The organism is Mesorhizobium sp. M0152, assembly GCF_040322415.1.
Taxonomy (GTDB): domain Bacteria; phylum Pseudomonadota; class Alphaproteobacteria; order Rhizobiales; family Rhizobiaceae; genus Mesorhizobium.
On record NZ_JAMYTH010000005.1, the window covers coordinates 241,032 to 257,920 of the forward strand.

Genomic DNA, 16,889 nt, shown 5'->3' on the forward strand with positions numbered 1-16,889 from the left:
AAATTTGGCAGATTGGCCGCTTCAGTTCAGGCCGAGCACGTCCCGCATCGAATACAGTCCAGGCTTCTTGCCACGCGCCCACAGGGCCGCCTTGACGGCGCCACGGGCGAAGATGGCGCGATCCTCGGCATGGTGGGACAGCGTGATGCGCTCGCCGGTGCCGGCCAGCATCACGCTGTGATCGCCGACCACCGAGCCGCCGCGCAGCGTGGCGAAGCCGATCGAGCCGGTCTTGCGTACGCCGGTGTGGCCGTCGCGGATACGCACATCGTTGCCGGCAAGCGCGATGCCGCGCCCGGCGGCGGCGGCCTCGCCGAGCAGAAGTGCGGTGCCCGAAGGCGCGTCGACCTTGTGCCTGTGGTGCATTTCGAGGATCTCGATGTCGAAATCGTCTGCATCGAGCGCGCGTGCCGCCTGTTCGACCAGCACCGCCAGCAGATTGACGCCGAGGCTCATATTGCCCGATTTGACGATCGTCGCGTGACGCGCCGCCGCCGCGATCTTCGCATTGTCGTCGGCCGAGCAGCCCGTCGTGCCGATGACATGGACGATGCGCGCCTGCGCCGCATAGCCGGCGAACTCGACGGTCGCAGCCGGCGCGGTGAAGTCGAGCACGCCGTCGGCCTTGGCGAAGGCCGGCAGCGGATCGTCGACGATCGGTACGTTGATGATGCCGATGCCTGCGAGTTCACCCGCATCCTTGCCGAGATAGGGCGATCCCGCGCGCTCGACGGCGCCGGCAACACGCGCCCCGGGCATGGTGTGGATAGCGCGGATCAGCGTCTGGCCCATGCGGCCGGCCGCGCCGACGACGACCAGGCCCATATCGGTTGCTGATGTATCGCTCATGTCGTGCTCCCGGCAATGCTCTGCGTCTCAAAGCCTCGAGCCGAAGTCTGGATCGGTGCGCTGTCGTCGACAAGCCCCAGGCCCTTGACGCCCTGTATCCGATGGAAACGGGCATAGACGCTGTGCGGGTCGGCCATGAGCGAGGCATGCGTGCCTTCCTCGACCAGCCGGCCCTGCTCCATGACGATGATGTGGTCGGCATTGACCACCGTCGACAGCCTATGCGCGATAACGATGGTGGTGCGGCCTTCCATGACCTGGGTCAACGCCTGCTGGACACGGGCTTCGGCCTCGTTGTCGAGCGCCGATGTCGCCTCGTCGAGCAGCAGGATCGGCGCCTGGCGGACGATGGCGCGAGCGATCGATACACGCTGGCGCTGGCCGCCCGACAGCGTCACGCCGTTCTCGCCGACCGGCGTGTCGTAGCCCTGCGGCTGCTGGCGGATGAAATCGTCGGCCGCCGCCTGTCGCGCGGCCTGCTCGATCTCGCCGTCGGTAGCGCTCAGCCGGCCGTAGCGGATGTTGTCGCGAATGCTGCCTTCGAACAGATAGGGCTGCTGCGAGACATAGGCGATGGAGTTGCGCAGCGACTGCTTGGTGATCTTCGAGATGTCTTGGCCGTCAATCTCGATGCTGCCCGCCTCGACGTCGTAGAAGCGTTGCAGCAACGCCACCAGCGTCGTCTTGCCGGCGCCCGACGCGCCGACTATTGCCGTCACCTTGCCGGCGGCGGCGACGAAACTCAGGTCCTGCAGCACCGGCGCCTCCTCGACATAACGGAAGGACACGTTGTTGAAGCGCACTTCGCCGGAGGTGAAATTCGCCTCGGCCGCGCCCGACACATCGCCCTGCTGCGGCTCGATGTCGAGAAGCTCGTAGATCATGCGCGCATTGACCAGCGCGCGCTCCATGCCAACCTGCATTCGCGCCAGCCGGCGGGCGGGATCATAGGCGAGCGTCAGCGCGGTGATGAAGGAAAACACAGCACCCGGCGGCTGGCCAAGGACGGTGGCCTGGTAGCCGGAATAGGCGATGACGCTGGCGAAAGCGATGCCGGCCAAGAGTTCGGAAACCGGCGTCAGCCGCTCGGAGACGCGAGCGATCTTGTTCGACCGCTGTTCGGCGTCATCGGCGAGCTTGCTGATCCGGCGCGACAGCTCATCCTCCATGGTGAAGGCCTTGACGATGGCGATGCCTTGCGTGGCCTCCTGCATGGCGCCGATCAGCCGCGAATTGATCTGCACCGATTCGCGCGTGATGCGCCGCACCCGGCGCATCAAATAGGTGACGGTCCAGATCAGCGGCGGCCCGATCAGCAGCGAGCTCAAGGAGAGGATCGGGTCCTGATAGATCATGACGCCGACCAGGCCGATCAGCGAGACGGCGTCGCGCGCCGTCGAGGTCACCGTCATCGACAAAAGGTCGCGAATGCCGTTGACGTTCTCGTTGACCTGCGCCGCCAGCCGGCCGGAGCGGGTGTCGTTGAAGAAGCTGACGCCGAGCTTCATCAGGTGGTTGAAGATGCGCTGCTGGTAGCGCGCCACCAGATTGTTGCCGATCCTGGCCATCGTCACCGCCTGGCCGTAGCCGGCGAGCCCGCGCAGGATGAATGCCCCCAGCAGTGCGGCACATATCCACGGAATCAGATCACCGCGCCGCTCGTAGAAAATCTGATTGACGACCGGGCTCATGATCCAGGCGGCAAGCGCCGTCGTCGCCGACACCGTCAGCAGGCAGAGGATCGTGAAAATATAGGCCCCACGATAGTCGCGGCCGTTTTCTCGCAGGATACGGCGGATGACCGCCACGATCTCGCCCGCACGGGGTTTAGAAAAATTTGGGGGCTGAGGTGTCAAATCGGGCGCTTCACAGGTTTCCGCTTCCCGCGGCCGGGCAATTCGGCACCCCTCTTAGCGCCAAGGGGCCGGCTTGCCTATGCCTTGGGGTGACTAACTTCGTCGCGCCAGCGCCTTCCCGCCGTCTGGACGCCGAACAGCGAGGGGTTGCGGGCATAGGCGGCAAGACCCAGAAGCGCTGCCAGCGGGTGGGTGATGACATAGACGGGCATGGTGCGCATCAGCGCGCTGTGCGGCGCCTTGTCTTCGAAGGCGGCGCGGAAATTCCCTTCCTTCAGCGCCGGCACGATTTTTTGTGCGATGCCCCCGGTGAGAAAGACGCCGCCACGGCTCATGAACACCAGAGCGAGATCGCCGGCGGTACGGCCGAGGCAGGTGACGAAGGTCTCCAGCGCTTCCTGCGCAACCGGATCGGACTTCGCCAGCGCCGCGGCGGTGATCTCGGCCGGCGTGGTGAAGGGCGACGGCTTGCCGTCGGCCTTGGCCACGGCCCGGTAAACGTTGACAAGACCGCGTCCGCACAGGATCTGCTCGCCCGAAATGCGGCCCTCGAGCTTCTCGATATGCGGGAAGACTTCGTAGTCACGTGGTGTGCGCGGGCCGATGTCCATATGGCCGCCTTCGCCGGGCACCGGTATCCAGTGGCGCAGCGCATGGACCAGTCCGGCGACGCCGAGCCCGGTTCCAGGACCGAGCACCACGCGCCCGGCATTTGGCTCCGGCGTACCGCCGCCGATCTTTTCCATGTGCTGCTCGCCGAGCGCGACGACGGCCAGCGCCTGCGCCTCGAAATCGTTGAGCACGACGATATCGCTCAGGCCGAGGCTGGCGAACATCTCTCTCGGCTTGACGATCCACGGGCAGTTGGTGAGCTCGATCTCGTCGCCGTCGACCGGGCCGGCCACCGCCAGCACCGCCGAATTGGGGCGGATCGAGGAGCGGTCGAGGACCGCCGCCTGGATCGCCTCGTCGATGGTGCCGTAGTTGGCCGTCTGCACGATCGCAGGCTCGCCAGGCTCCGAATTGGCATCGAGCACGATCGAGAAGCGCGCATTGGTGCCACCGATGTCGCCGATAAGAATCGGAAACCGCAGCGCTGTTTCGTCTTCACCTGCCATGCTCTTTGTCCGTCCCATGCCGACGGCTTCTCACCGCCTCGTCGTTGACTAACGCATGACCTTGCAAAGGGAAAGCCGCCGACGCCAGTTCTCGGGGGCAATCCTATCCTGCGTTCGCGCTGCCCTGCCTGCTGGCAGGCGGATGAGGGGCGCGCCGATTTGGACGCTTGGTCCTGGCGTCAATTCCTTGGCGGCCGTGACCGCGGCACCGGTACGCCGATCTCGGGCGTTGCCGTGAAGGCGTTCAGCGCGCTCGGCAAGGCAGGCGCACCGCTGGCCGTGGTGGCGGGCAGGGAAGGCGCTTCAGGCTCCGTCGGCGGAACGACCGCGACCGGCACGGCGCCGCCCTGATAGGTGGCGGCTTCGGCCGAGGCCGGCCCTGGCGCGTCGAGAACGACCCGGCATTGCTGGGGCAGGTTCGCCATCGTCATCACATCGCGCGCCTTGGGCGCATCCGGGTTCTTGTTGGGACGCCAGGGTTCCTCGGTGAACCACCAGGCAAGCGGCTTGCCGCAGCCGTCATCCGCCGGGGTCGCTTCCTGCGCCCGGCAGTCGGGCGAGCCCGGCTGGCATCCGATGCGCATGTGAAAATGATAGTCATGGCCCCAGAACGGCCTGACCTTGCGCAGCCAGCCGCGGTCGCCCTTGACGGTGTCGCAGAGCTTTTTCTTGATACCCGGATTGACCAGGATGCGTTCTACTTCCGCATAGCTGGCCGCCCGCTTCAGCAGCCTTGTATGCGCCGGCGTCCACAGCGCGTCCTTCACGAGATGCGTCTTCTCGTCGACCATCAACGTGGCGCTCATGCTCTCGCGCTGCGCCGCCGACAGCGGGCGGCTGGGCATCGGCGTCAGCCAGATATCGGCGTCGAGGCCGATCTGGTGCGAGGCGTGGCCAGTCAGCATCGGACCGCCGCGCGGCTGCGAAATATCACCGATCAACAGACCCGGCCAGCCGTCGGCATGGGCGTCACGCGCGAGCTTTTCGATCAGCGCGATCATCGCCGGGTGGCCCCAGCGGCGATTGCGCGACGGCCGCATCACCTCCCAGCTCGGGCCGTCCATGGGAATGGCCACGCCGCCGGCAAAACAGCCCTTGGAATAGAAGCCGATCGACTGCGCCGATGTCGCGGCAGGCAGTTTCTTGGCGCCAAACAGATCTTTCGCCCGTTCCTCGGCCGCTGCCGGCTGCGCGGCCAGCCCGGTCAGGGCAAGCAGTGCGGCCGCGAGAAGCGCCCTTCCGCCCAGAGACGATGGCATCGATGCCCTCATGAATCCGACCCCTCCTCACCTTGAATCGCCGAATCATATCACGCCCGCCGCGCGGCTTCGATCATCCGCGCTTCATCGGGCTGCGCGCTTCGCCGTCTCGCCAGTCGCCGCTGGCCCACATATGGTCGAAGGCGGCGCGGTAGTCCGGAAAGCGAAACCGATAGCCCGCCGCCTTGATCGCCGCATTGGCGACGCGTTTGTTCTCGCCATAGAATGACCGCGCCATGGGCGAAAGTTGGGCGGCGTCGAAGGGAATTCCGGGCGGTGGTGTGACACCCATCAGCGAAGCGGCATAGGCGACGACGTCCTGCGGCGGTGCCGGAAGGTCGTCGGTAACGTTGAAGATACCGCCTGTATTGGCTTCGATGAGTTGCCAGAGAGCACCTGCGATGTCGTCGCAATGGATGCGGTTAAACACCTGGCCCGGCTTGACCAGCCGCCTTGCGGTGCCGTTTTCCAGATTGACCAGGGCGTTGCGACCCGGACCATAGATGCCGGACAAGCGCAGGATCGCCACCGGCCGGCCGATTTCCCCGCCCAGTCGTAGCCAGTCCTGCTCGGCCTCGACCCGCATCACCGAGCGCTTGGACACCGGCCGGCATCGCGCTGTTTCGTCGACCCAGGCGCCGCCATGATCGCCATAGACGCCCACGGTCGAGAGATAGCCGATCCATTCCAGCGCCGGCATCCGGGCGATTGCCTCTCGGGCAGCATTCAGCACGGGATCGCCGGCCTCTTCCGGCGCGACCGATATCACCAGATGCGTTGTTTTGTTCAGCGCATCGCCGATTTCATCGGTCAGCGCGCCATCGAACAGCAGCGGTGCGATGCCGGCCTGTCGCAGCGCCTCGAATTTCTCCGATGAACGCGTCGTGCCCAGGATCATGGCGGCCCCTTGTTTGGGTCGGGCAAAAGCCTTGCCGGCTCGGGCAAAAGCCTTGCCGGAATAGCCGGCACCGAAGATGAAGACCTGTTTTTCGCTCATGGATTTGCCTTGCTCGGCCGCGCCAGAAACCATTCCTCGCGCACGGCCGCGTCGCTCTCGGTTTTCAGGCCGGCAGCGGCCCGCTCGGAATATTCCGCGTCGGACACGAGCCGCGCCAGCGCCCATATTGACGCGCCCCGCACCAATGGCGAGACGTCCTCCAGCAAGGCACGCACCGCGCCCGCCAACGAAATATCGCCGGAATTGCCTGCAGCGATCAGCACGTTGCGGATAAAACGGTCGCGGCCGATGCGTTTTATCGGCGAGCCGGAGAAGAATGCGCGGAAGGCAGCGTCGTCCAATTGCAAAAGCTCGGCGAGCGTCGGCTCGCGCAAATCGTCGCGCGCCGCGAGCTTGGCCTCCGAAGCCGCCCGGGCGAACTTGTTCCATGGGCAGGCCGCGAGGCAGTCGTCGCAGCCATAGATGCGGTTGCCGATCTTGTCGCGGAATTCATGCGGGATCGGCCCCTTGTTCTCTATGGTGAGGTAGGAGATGCAGCGCCGCGCGTCGAGCCGGTAGGGTGCCGGAAAGGCGTCGGTTGGGCAGGCATCGAGGCAAGCGCGGCAGGAACCGCAATGGTCGATCTCGGCGCGGTCGGGCGCAAGTTCGGCCGTGGTGAAGATGGTGCCTAGGAACAGCCAGGAGCCATGTTCGCGGCTGACCAGGTTGGTGTGCTTGCCTTGCCAGCCGAGCCCGGCAGCCTCCGCCAGCGGCTTTTCCATGACGGGTGCGGTGTCGACGAAAACCTTCACGTCGCCGCCGGCGCGCGCCACGATCTTGCCGGCGATCTCTTTCAGCCGGCCTTTCATCACATCATGATAGTCGCGGTTTTGCGCATAGACGGAGATGGCACCCCGGTCGCGCCTGGCCAGCACTTCGCGCGGATCGCGGTCCGGGCCGTAATTCATCGCCAGCACGATGATCGAGCGCACTTCCGGCCAAAGCGCTGTCGGCGCGCCGCGACGTTCGAGCGTCTCGGCGATCCAGTCCATCGAGCCGTGAAAACCGTCGGCGACGAATTCGGCCAATCGCGCCGACGCCAGCGGAATCGCGTCGGGGGTGGTGACGGCCACGGCATCGAAGCCGGCGCGACGCGCCTCTGCGTCGATCAGCGCGCGCAGTTTTGACGCGTCAGAAGTCGAGGTCCGCATAATGCGACACCGGCGAAAGACCGCGCACGCGGTCGGTCAAAAGCGGCCGGAAGGAGGGCCGCGACTTGACCCGCGTGTACCACTCGCGCGCCGCGGCATGTTCGCGCCAGTCGACCTCGCCGAGATAATCGAGAACGGACAGCGTCGCCGCCGCCGCGAGATCGGCATAGGTCACTCTGCTGCCGGCCAGCCAATGACGGGTGCCGGCCAGCCAGTTGGTGTATTTCATGTGCTGGCGGATGTTGGCGCGGGCCGCACGGATCGCGGCCGAATCCGGCGAGCCGCCGCCCGCCGTCTCCGGCATCACCGGCTTCAGCACGCGCTCGCGCACCAGATGCCTCGTCACTTCGCTCTCGGCCTTGTTGAGATACCAGTCGGTCAGCCGGCGGATTTCGGCGCGCTGCATCGGGTCCTCGGCGAACAGCCGCTTGTCGCGCTTCAAGACGCCGCGCGTCTCGTCGAGATATTCCGAGATCACCGTTGCGCCGACGATCGGCACGTCGCCTTCCGCCAGCAGGATCGGCAGCGTGCCGGCAGGGTTCAGCGCCAGGAACTCCTTGCGCCGCGTCCAGGGCTTTTCCTCGATCAGGGCCAACTCCTCGCCATATTCGCCGAAAGCGAGGCGGACGAAGCGACAAGTGGCGAACATGGGATGATGGAAAAGCGTCAGCATGGTTCCGCGATGATAAAGCGCACTGGCGAATCGCCGGGCGCACCGGTAAGTCTTGGCCGCCCGGTTAGCGGGCCGTCAGGGTGCTGCGACCTATAGGGGGAGTTGCGGGCCATGACAAGCAAGCCGTCCCGCCAATGCCGAGGGTGCCATGGAAAGCCAGACCATTGTCGAAGCCCTGCTGCTCGGCCTGCTGGAGGGGTTGACCGAGTTCATACCGGTGTCCTCGACCGGCCATATCCTGCTCGCCGGGCATTTCCTCGGCTTCCATTCGACTGGCAAGGCTTTCGAGATCCTGATCCAGCTCGGCGCCATCCTGGCGATTCTCAGCGTCTATTTCCGCCGTTTGTGGCAGATGCTGTTCGAACTGCCCCATGACCGGCTGACGCGACATTTCGCCATCGGCATACTGATCGCCTTCCTGCCGGCAGCGGTGATCGGCGCATTGGCGCATGATTTCATCAAGACCATCCTGTTCGAATCGCCGCGGCTGATCTGCATCATGCTGATCATCGGCGGCGTCGTGCTGCTGGCGGTGGACCGCATGAAGCTGAAGCCGATGTACCGCGACGTCGAGCGGTTCCCGACCAGGCTCTATCTGCAGATCGGGCTTTTCCAATGCCTGTCGCTCATTCCGGGCACGTCGCGCTCGGGTTCGACGATCGTCGGTGCGCTGCTTCTGGGCGTCGACAAGCGGGCAGCCGCGGAGTTCTCGTTCTTCCTGGCCATACCGACGATGGTCGGCGCCTTCGCCTTCGATCTGTTCAAGAACCGCAATGTGCTGACATCAGCCGACCTGCCCATCATAACCGTTGGCTTCGTTGCCGCCTTCGTCACGGCGCTCATCGTCGTTCGATACCTGCTCGATTACGTCTCGCGCAACGGCTATTCGCTGTTCGGCTGGTGGCGGCTGGTGGTCGGTGTCGTCGGGCTGGCGGCGTTGATGATCTGGGGGTGAGGAGCGGGCGGAAAGCCAATTGGCTTTCCGAACGACGAACGCCCCGAGCATGCGAAGGGCGAGCAACCTCAACTCCGTCCATAGAACGCGTTCTCGACATGCACCGGCCAGCGCCAGGGCAGCACCGCGACCATGTCGAAACGCATCGACAATCTGCCATAGTCGGGCTGGCGCGACAGCCAGATGTCGGCGGCCCCTTCGATGCGGCGCTCCGATTCGCGGCCGATCGCCTCCATGGCTTCCATCAGCGTGCGGCGCGCCTTGACCTCGACGAACAGCACGAGGTCGCCGCGCCGCGCGATCAGGTCGATCTCGCCGAAGCGGGTGCGGTGGCGGCGCGCGAGAATGCGGTAGCCCTTCAGCATCAGCGCTGCGGCCGCCAGCCATTCGCTGCGATGGCCGCGCCGATAGGCTTTTTGGCGGCTGGCGCTGGGGCGGTGCTCAGCCACTGCCGGAACTTTGTTCGACCATGATCTTTCCCGAAAACCGGTTTCCACTTTTCGGGATCATGGTCTGTCCCTAAGCTCCAGCAGCCGCCGGTAGAGCGCCTGTTTCTGGCCGCCGGTCATTTTCGCGGCTTCCGCCGCCGCCTTGGAGGCCGGCATTTCGGCGGCGAGCGACAGCAGCAGGCGGTCGATGTCGGCAGGTTCCTCGGCCTTGGCCTCGGCCGGACCGACGCAGACGACGATCTCGCCCTTTGGCGTATCGGCCGCCGCGTAATGGTCGGCGAGCGTTTGCAACGTGCCGGTGCGCATCTCCTCGAAGGTCTTGGTCAATTCCCTGCCGATCGCGGCCTTGCGCTCGCCGCCGAGGGCTTCGACCATGGCGGCGAGGGAGTCTGCCAGCCGGCGCGGCGATTCGAAGAAGATCAGCGTCGCCGGCACCGCCTTGAGGGCCTCCAGCCGCGTCAGCCGCTGCCCGGTCTTTACCGGCAAAAACCCGGCGAACATAAAGGCGTCCGACGGCAGGCCGGATGCGGTCAGCGCGGCGAGCGGTGCCGACGGACCTGGGATCGGGACGACGCGGATGCCAAGGTCGAGCGCCTCGCCGACCAGCCGGTAGCCGGGATCGGAGACCAGCGGCGTGCCGGCGTCGGAAATCAGCGCCACGCTCTGTCCGGCTTGAAGGGCCGCGATCAGCTTCGGCCCGGCCTCGCCGGCATTGTGCTCGTGATAGGCCGTGGTGCGGCGGCGAATGCCGTAGCGGTCGAGCAGCACGCGCGACACCCGTGTGTCCTCGCAAGCGACGATATCGGCGGCGGCCAGCGTCTCCAGCGCGCGCAGCGTGATATCGGCGAGATTGCCGATCGGCGTCGCCACCAGATAGAGCGCCATTTCGAGCGGTCGGGCCGCGATCTCGGTCTGTCCGACCACATAACTGCGCTTGCCAGTTTCGCCGGTCACCGATGCATCTCCGTTCAACCCCTGTTTGGCACGGCCGGCGCCGGGTTGCAAAAGCCGACATCGGTCCTCTCGCCATTCCTTTGCCACAGTAGGGAACGAAACCGGGTTCGGCAGATTTACCCCTGAATCCGGAGGAGGACAGGATGGACAGACTGACCAAAGAGCTCGCCGCAAGCACCTTGCCCGAGAGAGTGACACTTTCCGAAACCGACAGCACGACGGAGCACTGACCGGACGATGCCCAATCGCTTCGATATCTTCATCACCCGTCTTGAAACCAAGAGCTCCCGCAACGGCGTGCCGCATCCCTCGATAGGCGACCAGCACCGCGCCCGACGCGACAAGGACGACGCCAAGCCGGTTCGCTCTGGAGAGGCGCATGCCGAAAAGGAGCGCGGCAAACACCGCCACAAGCACGACGCTTAGCCGAGCAAGTTTGGCAGAGACGGCTCTCCTTCGTCGTCCCAAGACGGGGCAAGGAGCGAAGCGACGCAAAATGAAAGCCGATCGGTAGCGTACCTTCGCACCCCCCTCTGCCCTGCCGACACTAGGTTCGGCACTCGCCTCGTAGAACCTACCGCGCGAGATCGGCCACCACGGCGTCGAGCACGATCATGCCGGCCGGCGTGGCGCGCAGCCGGGTGTTGCCGATCGGCGCGACCAGACCTTCGCCCTGCAACACCGACAGCCGTGCGCTCGACAGGCCGCGTCCGGAGAACGCCTCGTAGCGCGAGAGGTCGATGCCCTCGGCCAATCGCAAGCCCATCAGCAGGAATTCGTCGGCTTCTTCGGAGCGCGTCAGGATCTCGCCACCGGTGACGCCATGGCCCTTGGCCTCGACCAGATTGGCCCAGGTTTCCGGCATCCGCTCGGCGATCGTCACCACGCGGCGGCCATTCTCGACGAAGCGGCCATGCGCGCCGGGGCCGACGCCGACATATTCGCCATAACGCCAGTAGGTCAGATTGTGCCGGCTCTCGGCGCCCTGCCGGGCATGATTGGAAATCTCGTAAGCCGGCAAACCATGCGCGGATGTGATCTCCTGCGTCAACGCATAGAGGTCGGCGGCGTGGTCATTATCGGGAATAGTGAATTTCTTGGCCGCATGCAGGGCGTGAAATGGGGTGCCTTCCTCGATGGTCAGCTGGTAGAGCGACAGGTGGTCGGCGGCATGGCCGATTGCCTGTTCAAGCTCGGCCTGCCAGGCCTCGGGCGTCTGGCCGGGCCGCGCATAGATGAGATCGAAGGAGAGCCGCGGAAAAATCTCACGTGCAAGACCGATGGCGTGCAGTGCTTCCTCGACATTGTGCAGCCGGCCGAGGAAGCGCAAATCCTTGTCGTTCAGCGCCTGCACCCCGAGCGAGACGCGGTTGACGCCCGCCGCCCGGTAGCCGCGAAAACGCTCGGCCTCGACCGAGGACGGGTTTGCTTCCAGCGTCACCTCAATGCCGGCCGGAACGGTCCAGTACTTCGCTACCGCATCCAGGACCCTGGCCACCGTTTCCGGCTTCATCAGCGATGGCGTGCCGCCGCCGAGGAATATGCTGGTCACTTCTCGTGGCCCGGTGCGCTCGCGCATCGTCGCGAGTTCCGCCTCGAAAGCGCTCGAAAAACGGTCCTGGTCAACCGGCTGATGGCGGACATGGCTGTTGAAGTCGCAATAAGGGCATTTGGCCGCGCAGAACGGCCAATGCACATAGACGCCGAAGCCCGGGCTGCGGTCGAGCAGCATGGTCATGTCGAACCCGTTCGCGCCAGATTCAATCGTGCCTCGGCGAATTTCTGGAAAGCCCGGGCGCGGTGCGACAGCGCGGCCGACTGGCCGGGCTTCCAGCCGTGTTTCTCCTCAGCACTCATCTCGCCAAAGGTCTTGTCGAAGCCATCCGGCAGGAAAACCGGGTCGTAGCCGAAGCCGAGTCCGCCGCGCGGCGGCCAGACCAGCGTGCCTTCGGCCTCGCCGCGATAATATTCGGCCTCGCCGTCGGGGAACGCCAGGCATATGACGGCGACAAAGCGCCCCTTGCGCTGTTGCGGCAAGGCGGCTCCGACTTCCTGCAGTGCCACTTCGGTGCGCTGCATGGCCATGCCGAAATCGCGCGACCCGTCGGGGGTTTCGGCCCAGTTGGCGGTATAGACGCCTGGCGCGCCGTCAAGCGCGTCGACGCACAGGCCGGAATCGTCCGACAGCGCCGGCAGGCCAGTGGCTTTAGCGGCGGCGAAGGCCTTGATATAGGCGTTTTCCTCGAAGGTGGTGCCGGTTTCCTCCGGCTCCGGCAGGCCGTATTCCTTGGCCGATTTCGCCTCGAAACCGAACGGCGCCATCAGGTCGGCGAATTCGCGCAGCTTGCCGGCATTGTGGCTGGCGACGACGATCTTCTTTCCGTCGAGTGAATGCATCAAAGTCCCCAGATTCTCGGCTCGGCGAATTCGATCGAATTGCCGGAGGGATCGCGGATATAGATCGAGCGGCCGCCTTGCGGCCATTCGAATTCGCTTTCGATGGCGATCTTCTTCGCCTTCAGATGGGATTTCCAGCGGCTGATTTCATCGGCGGTCGCGGCAAAGCAGAGATGGCCTTCGCCGACCGCGCCGTGCGGCGGCACTTTCAGCCGCGCGTCGGGCGCCGGCGGGATCTTGGTCGCCTCGGCGTTGAAGATCAGCAGCACGCCGGGGCCGCAGCGGAAGAAGAGGTGGCGGCCCTCGACCTTGCCGAGGAGGTCAAGGCCGAGGATCTCGGTGTAGAACGCTTCCGCTGCGGGGAGATCGGTGACGTAGAGGGCTGATTCCAGGATTGCGGAAGGAGTCACGCTCAAGCTCGGCATTTGAAACCTACGCCACCGCCATCTGCTGCAGGCTGACCAGGCGCTGGATGCCTTTCTTGGCCAGGCCCATCAGCTCGGCGAACTGCCCTTCCGAAAAAGGTTCGCCCTCGGCGGTGCCCTGGATCTCGACGATGCCGCCTTTGCCGGTCATGACGAAATTGGCATCGGTGCCGGCGGCCGAATCCTCGATATAATCGAGGTCGATGACCGGCTGGCCGTCATGGATGCCGCAGGAAATCGCCGCGACGTGGTCTTTCAGCACCTTGGCGACGCTGGTCATCTGCCGCGCTTCCATCCAGCGCAGGCAATCGTAAAGCGCGACCCAGCCGCCGGTGATCGAGGCGGTGCGGGTGCCGCCATCGGCCTGGATGACGTCGCAGTCGACGGTGATCTGCTGCTCGCCGAGCGCCTGCAGGTCGACCACGGCGCGCAAGGAGCGGCCGATCAGCCGCTGGATTTCCAGCGTGCGGCCGCCCTGCTTGCCGGCGGAGGCCTCGCGGCGCATGCGCTCTCCGGTCGAGCGTGGCAGCATGCCATATTCCGCCGTCACCCAGCCCTTGCCGGAATTGCGCATCCAGCCCGGCACTTTTTCCTCCAGGCTGGCGGTGCACAGGACATGCGTGTCGCCGAATTTCACCAGGCACGAGCCTTCGGCATGCTTGGAGACGCCGCGCTCGAAGGATATGGCGCGCATTTCGTCGAATTGGCGTTTGGAAGGGCGCATTCAGGCTACTTTCTCGTTCATTTTTCGGAATCTTGGCCGGCTTGTAGCCGCATGGGACGGATGGCGCAAAGGAAAATGGCCGAGCGATCTGGCACAGACACCGGGTGATCTGACACAGACACCGAGCGATCTGACACAGACGCCGGGGTGATCTGACGCAGACACCGGTTGCGCGGGTCGGGCGGAAGTCTATATCCTTAAGCTGGAGGTTTTTGGCGCAATGACCAAGGCAGTCGATCCGAACTCGCAGGCGCCCGCGCTTCAATCCCTCGACATGCGTTCGCGCGACATCTTCCGGCGCATCGTCGATTCCTATCTCAGGGACGGTGAACCGGTGGGATCCCGCAGCCTGTCGCGTATCCTGCCGTCCTCGCTGTCGCCGGCCACCATTCGCAACGTGATGAGCGACCTCGAGCACCTCGGCCTGATCTATGCGCCCCATATCTCGGCCGGCCGGCTGCCCACGCAGGCCGGGCTGCGCTTCTTCGTCGATGCCTTCATGGAGCTTGGCGACCTTTCCGACGAGGAGCGCCGCAGCATCGAGGCGCAGGTGCGGGCCTCCGGTTCGGGCGCCACTCTGGAGCACATGCTGACCGAGGCCAGCCAGATGCTGTCGGGCATGTCGCGCGGCGCCGGCCTGGTTCTGGCCGCGAAGAACGAGGTCGCGCTGAAGCATATCGAATTCATCCAGCTCGAGCCGACCAAGGCGCTGGCGGTGCTGGTGTCGCAGAACGGCGATGTGGAGAATCGCGTCATCGAGCTGCCGGCCGGCATCACCGTGTCGCAACTGCACGAAGCCTCGAACTTCCTCAACGCCCATATTCGCGGCCGTACGCTGGCCGAGGCGCGGACCGAGATCGCCCGCATCAAGGAAGAGACCAGGGCAGCGCTCGACACGCTGTCGCAGGACCTTGTCGAGAAAGGCCTGGCGGTTTGGGCCGGTGCCGAAAGCGGCCTGCCTGCGCGGCTTATCGTGCGCGGCCGCGCCAATTTGCTCGAAAACGTCACGGCCCAAGCCGATATCGAATTGCTGCGGCACCTGTTCGAGGACATGGAGACGCAGGACGGGCTGATCCAGCTGCTTGACCTTGCCGAGCAGGGATCGGGCGTGCGCATCTTCATCGGCTCGGAAAACAAGCTGTTTTCGCTGTCGGGCTCGTCGCTGGTCGTCGCGCCCTATCGCGACAAGGACGCCCGCGTCGTCGGCGCGCTCGGCGTCATCGGCCCGACGCGGCTGAACTATGCCCGCATCGTGCCGATGGTCGACTATACCGCGCAGCTGATTTCCCGCATGTTACGCTAAGGCGCTGATACTCAGGTGATGCCGGCCCGCGAATGGCGGCTTCCCGCGCTTCCGAAGAACAGGCTGCCGAGGAGAAAAAGAATGGCGCTCGAAGAATTCAAGGCCCGCATCAGCCTGCTGCTGGAGGAAATGGTCAACCAGCCGGAAGACCAGCACGAAATCCAGGAACAGTTGCGCGAAAAACTGCGGGAGATGCGCGCCATGGGGCTGCCGCTGCCGGCCGATCTCGTCGCGCTGGAAAAACGCCTGGATGACGATTTCTACGCCGCCGGCAACTGAGCCTGGAAGTGGTCTGCCTTCAACTCGTCGTGTAAAGCGGAACGATCGGCGAAACCTGCCGTTCCTGACCCGTGACCAATGTTGGAGGACGGGATGATCCGTTTCGCTGGTACGGCCTTTGTCGCCCTGTTTGCCGTCACGACGGCATCCGCCCAACAGGCCGATCAGCCGGTGCTCAAAGGTGCCGCCGCCTTCGGCGACTGGCGTGCCGACAGGCCGGGGGTGCGCCGGCTGATCAAGCCGGAAGACCTGCCGAAGCCCGACGTCACCAAATCCACCTCGAATAGCGCCGGCCTGGCGGAGCGGCCGCAAGGCGCCAGGCCGCGATTGCCGCCCGGTTTTTCGGCCGAACTGGTCGCATCGGGCATCGCCAATCCGCGTGTCGTGCGCGTCGCTCCGAATGGCGACCTGTTCGTCGCCGACAGCGAAGCCAATCGGGTCCGCGTCTTTCGGCTGGCCGCAGGCAGCGCGAAACCCGCCGAGAAAGGCATCTTTGCCGGCAACCTCAATCAGCCCTATGGCATTGCCTTCTATCCGCCGGGCAATGACCCGCAATGGGTCTATGTCGCCAACAGCGACAGCATCGTGCGCTTTGCCTATCGCAATGGTGATCTGAGCGCTTCCGGCGAGCCGGAAACCGTCGTCGACGACATTCCCGCCAATCATCACTGGACCCGCGACATCGCCTTCTCGCCCGACGGCAAGACGCTCTATTTGTCGGTCGGCTCGGGTTCGAACGCCGCTTCGGACATGGCGAAGGAGCCACAAGGCGGCCTTGACGCATGGGCCCGGTCGAAGCCGCTCGGCGCTGCCTGGGGCTCCGAGAGCGGCCGCGCCGAGGTGCTGGCCTTCGATCCGGACGGCAAGAATGGCAGAACTGTCGCCACTGGACTGCGCAACTGCTCGGGCATGACCGTGCAGCCGGCGACCGGGGCGCTGTGGTGCGTCGTCAACGAGCGGGACGGGCTTGGCGACGATGTGCCGCCCGAATACGCAACGGCCGTCAAGGACGGCGCCTTCTATGGCTGGCCCTGGTATTATATCGGCGACAATGAGGATCCGCTTCATGAGGGCGAGCGTCCCGATCTTGCCGGCAAGGCGACCATTCCCGATGTGCTGATGCAGGCGCACTCGGCGCCGCTCAACATCGCCTTCTACGACGGCAAGACTTTTCCACAGGAGTATCAGGGCGACGCTTTCGTTGCCCTGCATGGCTCGTGGAATCGCGGCAACAGAACCGGCTACAAGGTTGTCCGGTTGCTGTTCAGGGATGGTAAGCCTACCGGCGAATACGAGGATTTCATGACCGGCTTCGTAGCCTCCAACGGCAATGTCTGGGGCCGGCCGGCAGGCGTGGCGGTGGCAAGCGACGGCGCGCTGATCGTCACCGAGGATGGCAACGGCACCATCTGGCGCGTCACCTATGGCGACGGCCGTTCCTGATTCTGCTCGCGCAAGGGAGGCTCTCCACCCGCGGAAAGGGGGGAGGAGGCTGCTGCT

18 protein-coding genes are annotated in these 16,889 nt (G+C 65.1%); 5 read left to right on the plus strand and 13 right to left on the minus strand.

Annotation, left to right across the window (positions count from 1 at the left end; genetic code table 11):
• Positions 1-21 precede the first annotated feature (21 nt).
• The 7 genes from dapB to NKJ26_RS08220 all read right to left on the minus strand — a co-directional run bounded on the left by dapB (position 22) and on the right by NKJ26_RS08220 (position 7,903).
• Positions 22-849 (minus strand): 4-hydroxy-tetrahydrodipicolinate reductase, encoded by an 828-nt coding sequence (gene dapB, locus NKJ26_RS08190; RefSeq protein ID WP_352694866.1) that lies wholly within the window; start codon positions 847-849, stop codon positions 22-24.
• On the minus strand, positions 846-2,705 hold the full coding sequence (locus NKJ26_RS08195; protein ID WP_352606792.1) for an ABC transporter ATP-binding protein: 1,860 nt from the start codon (positions 2,703-2,705) through the stop codon (positions 846-848). The genes dapB and NKJ26_RS08195 overlap by 4 nt, the downstream gene beginning before the upstream one ends.
• 77 nt (positions 2,706-2,782) lie before the next feature.
• Positions 2,783-3,823, minus strand: coding sequence for a glucokinase (locus NKJ26_RS08200; RefSeq protein ID WP_352694867.1), 1,041 nt, complete (start codon positions 3,821-3,823; stop codon positions 2,783-2,785).
• A gap of 179 nt (positions 3,824-4,002) precedes the next feature.
• Entirely contained in the window at positions 4,003-5,082 is a 1,080-nt protein-coding gene (gene mepA, locus NKJ26_RS08205) for a penicillin-insensitive murein endopeptidase (protein ID WP_502903093.1), read from the minus strand.
• 73 nt (positions 5,083-5,155) lie between these two features.
• Positions 5,156-6,079, minus strand: a complete 924-nt coding sequence (locus NKJ26_RS08210) for an SDR family oxidoreductase (protein ID WP_352694869.1) — start codon at positions 6,077-6,079, stop codon at positions 5,156-5,158.
• Positions 6,076-7,230 carry a tRNA epoxyqueuosine(34) reductase QueG gene (gene queG, locus NKJ26_RS08215; protein ID WP_352694870.1) on the minus strand — a complete coding sequence of 385 codons (1,155 nt, stop codon included), beginning with the start codon at positions 7,228-7,230 and terminating at the stop codon, positions 6,076-6,078. Before queG ends, NKJ26_RS08210 begins: the two co-directional genes overlap by 4 nt.
• On the minus strand, positions 7,211-7,903 hold the full coding sequence (locus NKJ26_RS08220) for a glutathione S-transferase family protein (RefSeq protein ID WP_352606783.1): 693 nt from the start codon (positions 7,901-7,903) through the stop codon (positions 7,211-7,213). Before NKJ26_RS08220 ends, queG begins: the two co-directional genes overlap by 20 nt.
• Positions 7,904-8,051: 148 nt before the next feature.
• Between NKJ26_RS08220 and NKJ26_RS08225 the strand changes: the two genes are divergently transcribed.
• Complete coding sequence (locus NKJ26_RS08225) at positions 8,052-8,858, plus strand: undecaprenyl-diphosphate phosphatase (protein WP_352606781.1); 807 nt, start codon at positions 8,052-8,054, stop codon at positions 8,856-8,858.
• Positions 8,859-8,926: 68 nt separating this feature from the next.
• Here NKJ26_RS08225 and NKJ26_RS08230 read toward each other — a convergent pair whose 3' ends face one another.
• The gene (locus NKJ26_RS08230; RefSeq protein WP_352606779.1) at positions 8,927-9,307 is read right to left on the minus strand and encodes a YraN family protein; all 381 of its coding nucleotides are present in this window, start codon (positions 9,305-9,307) and stop codon (positions 8,927-8,929) included.
• 57 nt (positions 9,308-9,364) lie between these two features.
• The gene (rsmI, locus tag NKJ26_RS08235) at positions 9,365-10,261 is read right to left on the minus strand and encodes a 16S rRNA (cytidine(1402)-2'-O)-methyltransferase (RefSeq protein ID WP_352606777.1); all 897 of its coding nucleotides are present in this window, start codon (positions 10,259-10,261) and stop codon (positions 9,365-9,367) included.
• 237 nt (positions 10,262-10,498) lie between these two features.
• Here rsmI and NKJ26_RS08240 point away from each other — a divergent pair, with 237 nt between their 5' ends.
• The gene (locus NKJ26_RS08240; protein ID WP_352606775.1) at positions 10,499-10,687 is read left to right on the plus strand and encodes a hypothetical protein; all 189 of its coding nucleotides are present in this window, start codon (positions 10,499-10,501) and stop codon (positions 10,685-10,687) included.
• A 148-nt stretch (positions 10,688-10,835) separates the two neighbouring features.
• On the opposite strand, the gene hemW is transcribed toward NKJ26_RS08240, so the two are convergent.
• From hemW to rph, 4 genes are read right to left on the minus strand one after another with little or no spacing between them, the layout of a single operon-like run.
• Entirely contained in the window at positions 10,836-11,999 is a 1,164-nt protein-coding gene (hemW, locus tag NKJ26_RS08245; RefSeq protein WP_352606773.1) for a radical SAM family heme chaperone HemW, read from the minus strand.
• Entirely contained in the window at positions 11,996-12,658 is a 663-nt protein-coding gene (rdgB, locus tag NKJ26_RS08250; protein WP_352606771.1) for an RdgB/HAM1 family non-canonical purine NTP pyrophosphatase, read from the minus strand. The genes hemW and rdgB overlap by 4 nt, the downstream gene beginning before the upstream one ends.
• A complete protein-coding gene (locus tag NKJ26_RS08255) occupies positions 12,658-13,068 on the minus strand; it encodes a VOC family protein (RefSeq protein ID WP_352694871.1) in 411 nt (136 codons plus the stop codon). The genes rdgB and NKJ26_RS08255 overlap by 1 nt, the downstream gene beginning before the upstream one ends.
• 22 nt (positions 13,069-13,090) lie before the next feature.
• Positions 13,091-13,807 (minus strand): ribonuclease PH, encoded by a 717-nt coding sequence (gene rph, locus NKJ26_RS08260; RefSeq protein ID WP_352606769.1) that lies wholly within the window; start codon positions 13,805-13,807, stop codon positions 13,091-13,093.
• A 220-nt stretch (positions 13,808-14,027) separates the two neighbouring features.
• On the opposite strand from rph, the gene hrcA reads away from it, so the two are divergent.
• The 3 genes from hrcA (at position 14,028) to NKJ26_RS08275 (ending at position 16,832) form a co-directional block, all read left to right on the plus strand.
• Positions 14,028-15,110 carry a heat-inducible transcriptional repressor HrcA gene (hrcA, locus tag NKJ26_RS08265; protein WP_352606767.1) on the plus strand — a complete coding sequence of 361 codons (1,083 nt, stop codon included), beginning with the start codon at positions 14,028-14,030 and terminating at the stop codon, positions 15,108-15,110.
• 81 nt (positions 15,111-15,191) lie between these two features.
• Entirely contained in the window at positions 15,192-15,389 is a 198-nt protein-coding gene (locus NKJ26_RS08270; RefSeq protein ID WP_352606765.1) for a hypothetical protein, read from the plus strand.
• Positions 15,390-15,482: 93 nt separating this feature from the next.
• Positions 15,483-16,832, plus strand: a complete 1,350-nt coding sequence (locus tag NKJ26_RS08275) for a PQQ-dependent sugar dehydrogenase (RefSeq protein ID WP_352694872.1) — start codon at positions 15,483-15,485, stop codon at positions 16,830-16,832.
• Positions 16,833-16,889 lie beyond the last annotated feature (57 nt).